Source organism: Azotobacter beijerinckii, from assembly GCF_900110885.1.
GTDB lineage: Bacteria > Pseudomonadota > Gammaproteobacteria > Pseudomonadales > Pseudomonadaceae > Azotobacter > Azotobacter beijerinckii.
Window position 1 is genome coordinate 21,918 of record NZ_FOFJ01000046.1, and the last position, 6,597, is coordinate 28,514.

A 6,597-nucleotide genomic window follows, 5' to 3' on the forward strand; every position below is an offset into this window, starting at 1 on the left:
GCGCCGGACGGCTTATCCAGGCTCAGGGTTTACGCCTATAATGATGCCCTTTCGTCTCACGATTAGCGGAGCTGTGATGGCCGAACGTACGGCTTGCGTCGAGCGCAACACCCTGGAGACCCAGATCAAGGTCTCGATCAACCTGGACGGCACCGGCAAGGCCCGCTTCGCCATCGGCGTGCCCTTCCTCGAGCACATGCTCGACCAGATCGCCCGCCACGGCCTGATCGACCTGGATATCGAGTGCCGGGGCGACCTGCATATCGACGACCATCACACCGTGGAGGACGTCGGCATCACCCTCGGTCAGGCCTTCGCCAAGGCCATCGGCGACAAGAAGGGTATCGTCCGTTACGGTCACTCCTACGTGCCGCTGGACGAGGCGCTGTCGCGGGTGGTGGTGGACTTCTCCGGACGTCCCGGCCTTTCGCTGCACGTGCCCTACACCCGCGCCCGGGTCGGCAGCTTCGACGTGGACTTGTTCCAGGAGTTCTTCCAGGGCTTCGTCAACCACGCCCAGCTGACCCTGCACATCGACAACCTGCGCGGTAGCAACACCCACCACCAGATCGAGACGGTGTTCAAGGCCTTTGGCCGCGCCCTGCGCATGGCCGTCGAGCTCGACCCGCGGATGGCCGGGCAGACGCCCTCCACCAAGGGGTGCCTGTGATGCAGACGGTAGCCGTGATCGACTATGGCATGGGCAACCTGCATTCGGTGGCCAAGGCGCTGGAGCACGTCGGCGCCGGCAAGGTGCTGATCACCAGCGACGCCCAGGTGATCCGCGAGGCCGACCGGGTGGTGTTCCCCGGGGTCGGCGCGATCCGCGACTGCATGGCGGAGATCCGCCGCCTGGGCTTCGATGCGCTGGTCCGCGAGGTGAGCGTCGACCGGCCGTTCCTCGGCATCTGCGTCGGCATGCAGGCGCTGATGGAGCGCAGCGAGGAAAACGGCGGGGTCGACTGCATCGGCCTGTTCCCCGGTCAGGTGCGTTTCTTCGGCAAGGATCTGGTCGAGGACGGCGAGCGCCTCAAGGTGCCGCACATGGGCTGGAACGAGGTCGCCCAGACCCTCGATCATCCGCTCTGGCACAACATCCCGGACAAGGGCCGCTTCTATTTCGTGCACAGCTACTACATCGAGGCCGGCAACCCGCGCCAGGTGGTCGGTCGCGGCCACTACGGGGTCGACTTCGCCGCCGCGCTGGCCGAGGGCTCGCGCTTCGCCGTGCAGTTCCATCCGGAAAAGAGCCACACCCACGGCCTGCAGCTGCTGCAGAATTTTGCCGCCTGGGATGGCCGCTGGTAATAATCTTCGGTCCGTAGGAGCCAGCCTGCTGGCGATCAGCCTATCGCCAGCAGGCTGGCTCCCACATGAGTCCTCTAATCTCTGGATATAGCCAAGCCATGCTGATCATTCCTGCTATCGATCTGAAGGACGGCGCCTGCGTGCGTCTGCGCCAAGGCCTGATGGAGGACGCCACGGTGTTCTCCGACGACCCGGTGGCCATGGCCGCCAAGTGGGTCGAGGCCGGCTGCCGCCGCCTGCACCTGGTCGATCTCAACGGCGCCTTCGAGGGCCAGCCGGTCAACGGCGAGGTGGTCACCGCCATCGCCAAGCGCTACCCGAACCTGCCGATCCAGATCGGCGGCGGCATCCGCTCGCTGGAAACCATCGAGCACTACGTGCGTGCCGGCGTCAGCTACGTGATCATCGGCACCAAGGCGGTCAAGCAGCCGGAATTCGTCGGCGAAGCCTGCCGCGCCTTCCCGGGCAAGGTGATCGTCGGCCTGGACGCCAAGGACGGCTTCGTCGCCACCGACGGCTGGGCCGAAGTCAGCACGGTGCAGGTCATCGATCTGGCCAAGCGCTTCGAGGCCGATGGCGTGTCCGCCATCGTCTACACCGACATCGCCAAGGACGGCATGATGCAGGGCTGCAACGTCGAAGCCACCGCCGCCCTGGCTGCCGCCAGCAAGATCCCGGTGATCGCCTCCGGCGGCATCCACAACCTCGGCGACATCCAGAAGCTGCTGGACGCCCGTGCCCCGGGCATCGTCGGCGCCATCACCGGCCGGGCGATCTACGAAGGCACCCTCGACGTGGCGCAGGCCCAGGCGCTGTGCGACGGTTTCCAGTGATCTATCGCGTAGGGCGCGCTTGATCGCTCCCACGCTCCGGCGTGGGAGCGCAACCGGGGACGCTTGGCGTCCCGAGTCCCGAGCGAGGTTCCCACGCTGGAGCGTGGGAACCATCAGCACCGTAGGGTGGGTTAGCCGCGTAGCGGCGTAACCCACCGATTGGTGTCGGTCGATTTTCAACCCGCTTCGGTGGGTTACGGCCTGCGGCCTAACCCACCCTACGAGAGAGACTGCCATGGCCCTCGCCAAACGCATCATCCCCTGCCTCGACGTGGACAACGGCCGCGTGGTCAAGGGCGTCAAGTTCGAGAACATCCGCGATGCCGGCGACCCCGTCGAGATCGCCCGTCGCTACGACGAGCAGGGTGCCGACGAGATCACCTTCCTCGACATCACCGCCAGCCACGAGGGGCGCGACACCACCCTGCACACCGTCGAGCGCATGGCCAGCCAGGTGTTCATCCCGCTGACCGTCGGTGGCGGCGTGCGCACCGTGCAGGACATCCGCAACCTGCTCAATGCCGGTGCCGACAAGGTGTCGATCAACACTGCCGCGGTGTTCAACCCGGAGTTCGTCGGCGAGGCTGCCGAGCGCTTCGGCTCGCAGTGCATCGTCGTCGCCATCGACGCCAAGCGCGTGTCGGCTGCCGGCGAGCCGGGGCGCTGGGAGATCTTCACCCACGGCGGACGCAAGCCCACCGGGCTGGACGCGGTGGAGTGGGCCCGGCGCATGGAGCGCTACGGCGCCGGCGAGATCCTCCTGACCAGCATGGACCAGGACGGCGTGAAGAGCGGCTACGACCTCGGCGTGACCCGCGCGATCAGCGAGGCGGTGGGCATTCCGGTGATCGCCTCCGGCGGCGTCGGCAACCTCGAACACCTGGCCGCCGGCATCCTCGAGGGCAAGGCCGACGCGGTGCTGGCGGCGAGCATCTTCCACTTCGGCGAGTACACGGTCCCGGAAGCCAAGGCCTATCTGGCCGGCCGTGGCATCGTGGTGCGCTGAGCCGCTTGGCGGCCCCGGGGGGAAAGCGCTGGCGCGGTTTTCCGCCCGGGCGGTGCGGGGCTATTGCCCGCGCGTCAGGTTGAGTCCCTTGAGCAGGTTGAGCGCCTGGCCCAACTGGTAGTCGTCGTCCTGCGGACGCGCCTTGGCGCCCTTGCCGTCCTTGCCGCTGGGCTTGTCCGGTCCGCCGTTGCCGTTGCCCAGGTGGCCGGCCAGATCGGCCTCGCGCAGGTGTTCCGGCTGGGCGTCCTGGGTCAGCTTGGCACGCTCCACCACGATGTCCGGCACTATGCCCTGGGCCTGGATCGAGCGGCCGTTGGGGGTGAAGTAGAGGGCGGTGGTCAGCTTCAGGGCGCGGTCGTTGTTCAGCGGCAGCACGGTCTGCACCGAGCCCTTGCCGAAGCTTTCGGTGCCCATCAGCACCGCTCGCTTGTGGTCCTGCAGGGCGCCGGCGACGATCTCCGCGGCCGAGGCGCTGCCGCCGTTGATCAGCGTCACCAGCGGTACACCTTCGCTGGCGTCGGTCGGGTCGGCCGAGAAGCGCAGCTCGGAGTTGGCGATGCGGCCCTTGGTGTAGACGATCAGGCCCTTGGTGAGGAAGTGGTCGGATACCTCGACCGCCGACTGCAGCACGCCGCCAGGGTTGTTGCGCAGGTCCAGGACCAGGCCCTTGAGCTTCTGCCCGCCGTTTTCCTTCTTCAGGCGTGCCAGCGTCTTGCCGACTTCCTCGCCGCTGTTGACCTGGAACTGGGTGATGCGCAGGTAGCCGTAGCCGGGTTCGAGCAACTGGCCCTTCACGCTCCTGACCTTGATCACCGCGCGGAGCAGTTCGACATCGAACGGCTTGCTGCCTTCGCGGACCAGGGTCAGCTCGATCTTGCTGCCGGGCTTGCCGCGCATCTTGTCCACCGCCTCGAGCATCGACATGCCCTTGGTCGGTTGGCCGTCGATCCTGACGATCAGGTCGCCGGCCTCGATGCCGGCCTTGGCCGCCGGGGTGTCGTCGATCGGCGACACCACCTTGAGCTGGTCGTCCTCCATGCCGACCTCGATGCCGAGGCCGCCGAATTCGCCGCTGGTGCTCTCCTGCAGGTCCCGGAACTCCTCGGGTTCGAGGTAGGCCGAGTGCGGGTCGAGGTTGCTGATCATGCCCTTGATGGCGTTCTCCAGCAGGGTCTTGTCGTCCACCGGCTCGACATAGGCGGCTTTGATCCGGTCGAGGACCTCGGCGAAGGTGCGCAGCTCGTCGAGGGGCAGGAGGGGTTTGCCTCGCGTCTCGGCGGCTGGCGCAGGCGCCTCCTCGGCGTGCAGGAAGGGAGCACCGAGCGCCAGGGCGGCGGCCAGGGCCAGCGAGAGGGGGCGGGGCAGATGCGGCATGAAACGAACTCCTCGAGTGAAAGCGGCGCTATCCCTGCGCGCGGCACCACAGGGCCGGATCGGTGGGGCGGCCCTGGTGGCGGATGGCGAAGTAGAGCGCAGGCATGTCCTGCCCGCCGCTGGTGCCGACCGTGGCGATCGGCTCGCCGGCCTTGACCATGTCGCCGGCTCCTTTCAATAGACTCTCATTATGCCCGTAGAGGCTCAGGTAGCCATTGCCGTGGTCGAGAATGACCAGCAGGCCCGAGCCGCGCAGCCAGTCGGCGAACACCACGCGTCCGGCATGGATGGCGTGCACCGGGCTGCCGGCGCTGGCGCCGATCAGCACGCCGTCCCAGCGGGCACGGGTATCTTCGCTGCGTGGCGAGCCGTAGGGGGCCAGTAGGCGGCCATCGACTGGCCACGGCAGGCTGCCGCGCGCCTGGGCGAAGGGGCTGTTGGGGGCGGCGTCGGCGCTGGACAGCAGTGGCGTCTCCGTGGCGGAAGCCGCGCTCCTGGCGCGCTGGCGCTGCGCCAGTTCCTGTTGGCGGCGCTGTTCGGCGAGGGCACGCTGGCGCGCTTCTGTGGCCTCGCGCGCCTGGCGGGCGAGGGTTTCCTCGATGCGCTGCAGCACCCGGATGAGTTCGGCCCGCTCTTCCTCGCGGGTCTCGAGTTGCCGTGCGCTGCTGGCATATTCCCGGCCCAAGCGGGCCAGCACCTGCCGGCGTTCCGCGCGGACTTCGGCGAGCCGCCCGCGGCGCTGCTCCAGTTCGCTCTTGCGTTCGACGAGCCGGACCTGCTGCGTGGCGATGTCCTGCTCGACCGTGGCCAACTGGCGCAGGGTCGCGTCGAAGGTTTCGAGTTGCTTGCGGCGTGCCTGGTTCAGATAGCCGTAGTAGGTCAGGGTGCGGGAAAGGCGCTCGGGCTGCTGCCGGTTGAGCAGCAGCTTGAGGTATTCCTGGCGGCCGTTCTGGTAGGCGGCGCGGGCCTGGATGGCGATCAGCCGCTGCTGTTCGTCGCGGGCGTCCTGCAGCGTCTGCTTTTCCTGGTCGAGACGGCGGAGTTCCCGTTCGCGGCTGCCCTGTTCCTCCTGCAGCTCGCGTACCTGCCTTTCCAGGTCGCCCATTTCCCGCTCGGTCTTGCCCAGGGCCTTCTGCACGGCGCTTCTTTCCTGGTTCAGCTGCTCCTGCAGCTTCTTCAGCTCGGCGATCTCCTGGCGGGCCTGTTCCAGCTGCTGCAGGGTTTCGCTGCGCTCGTCGGCGAACGCCGGGCCGAGTATGAGGGCGAGGATCAGGACGGACAGGGTGCGGTGCATGGCGTGCGGCATCGGGGGGAATGGATCGGCATAAGTATGCCTAAAAATAGGCCGGCAGGCTGCAGGCCGTTGCGGCGATCCCGGACGGTCGGCGGGCAGGCGAAGGGCCTTGCCCGCGCCGCTTGGTGTCTCAGGCCGGCTCGACCAGCGGACGGCCGGTCATTTCCTTCGGCTGCGGCAGGTCGAGCAGCTTCAGCATCGTCGGCGCCACGTCGGCCAGCACGCCGCCGTCGCGGATGCGCAGCGCTCGCCGGCCGACATAGATGAACGGCACCGGCTCGCAGGTGTGCGCGGTGTGCGCCTGGCCGGTGCTTTCGTCCTCCATCTGCTCGACGTTGCCGTGGTCGGCGGTGATCAGCGCCTCGCCGCCGACCTTCTCCAGCGCCGCGACGACCCGTCCGAGGCAGGCGTCCAGGCATTCGACCGCCTTGACCGCCGCCGCGAACACCCCGGTATGCCCGACCATGTCGCCGTTGGCGTAGTTGGCGACGATCACGTCGTAGCGCTGCTGCTCGATGGCCTCGACGAGCCGGTCGGTGACCTCGGGGGCGCTCATCTCGGGCTGGAGGTCGTAGGTGGCGACCGCCGGCGAGGGGATCAGGATGCGCTCCTCGCCCGCGAAGGGTTCCTCGCGGCCGCCGGAGAAGAAGAAGGTGACGTGGGCGTACTTCTCGGTCTCGGCGATGCGCAGCTGGGTCTTGCCGTGATTGGCCAGGTACTCGCCGAGCACGTTGGTCAGTGCTTCCGGGGCGAAGGCGCAGGGCGCCGGGATGCTCGCCGAA

Annotated in this window: 7 protein-coding genes; 4 read left to right on the top strand and 3 right to left on the bottom strand. The window is 67.9% G+C overall.

The window, feature by feature from the left end; genetic code table 11:
* Positions 1-76 precede the first annotated feature (76 nt).
* The 4 genes from hisB (at position 77) to hisF (ending at position 3,147) form a co-directional block, all read left to right on the top strand.
* Positions 77-670, top strand: coding sequence for an imidazoleglycerol-phosphate dehydratase HisB (gene hisB / locus BMY22_RS17485; protein WP_090624167.1), 594 nt, complete (start codon positions 77-79; stop codon positions 668-670).
* Entirely contained in the window at positions 670-1,308 is a 639-nt protein-coding gene (hisH, locus tag BMY22_RS17490) for an imidazole glycerol phosphate synthase subunit HisH (RefSeq protein WP_090624169.1), read from the top strand. The genes hisB and hisH overlap by 1 nt, the downstream gene beginning before the upstream one ends.
* Positions 1,309-1,406: 98 nt before the next feature.
* Positions 1,407-2,141, top strand: coding sequence for a 1-(5-phosphoribosyl)-5-[(5-phosphoribosylamino)methylideneamino]imidazole-4-carboxamide isomerase (gene hisA, locus BMY22_RS17495; protein WP_090624171.1), 735 nt, complete (start codon positions 1,407-1,409; stop codon positions 2,139-2,141).
* A gap of 235 nt (positions 2,142-2,376) precedes the next feature.
* Positions 2,377-3,147, top strand: a complete 771-nt coding sequence (hisF, locus tag BMY22_RS17500) for an imidazole glycerol phosphate synthase subunit HisF (protein ID WP_090624173.1) — start codon at positions 2,377-2,379, stop codon at positions 3,145-3,147.
* A gap of 60 nt (positions 3,148-3,207) precedes the next feature.
* On the opposite strand, the gene BMY22_RS17505 is transcribed toward hisF, so the two are convergent.
* From BMY22_RS17505 to gpmI, 3 genes are all read right to left on the bottom strand, one after another.
* A complete protein-coding gene (locus BMY22_RS17505; protein WP_090624175.1) occupies positions 3,208-4,521 on the bottom strand; it encodes a S41 family peptidase in 1,314 nt (437 codons plus the stop codon).
* A 28-nt stretch (positions 4,522-4,549) separates the two neighbouring features.
* Complete coding sequence (locus BMY22_RS17510) at positions 4,550-5,815, bottom strand: murein hydrolase activator EnvC family protein (protein WP_090624181.1); 1,266 nt, start codon at positions 5,813-5,815, stop codon at positions 4,550-4,552.
* Between the two features lie 130 nt (positions 5,816-5,945).
* The coding region (gene gpmI, locus BMY22_RS17515; RefSeq protein ID WP_090624177.1) for a 2,3-bisphosphoglycerate-independent phosphoglycerate mutase at positions 5,946-6,597 on the bottom strand (652 nt) is incomplete at its 5' end.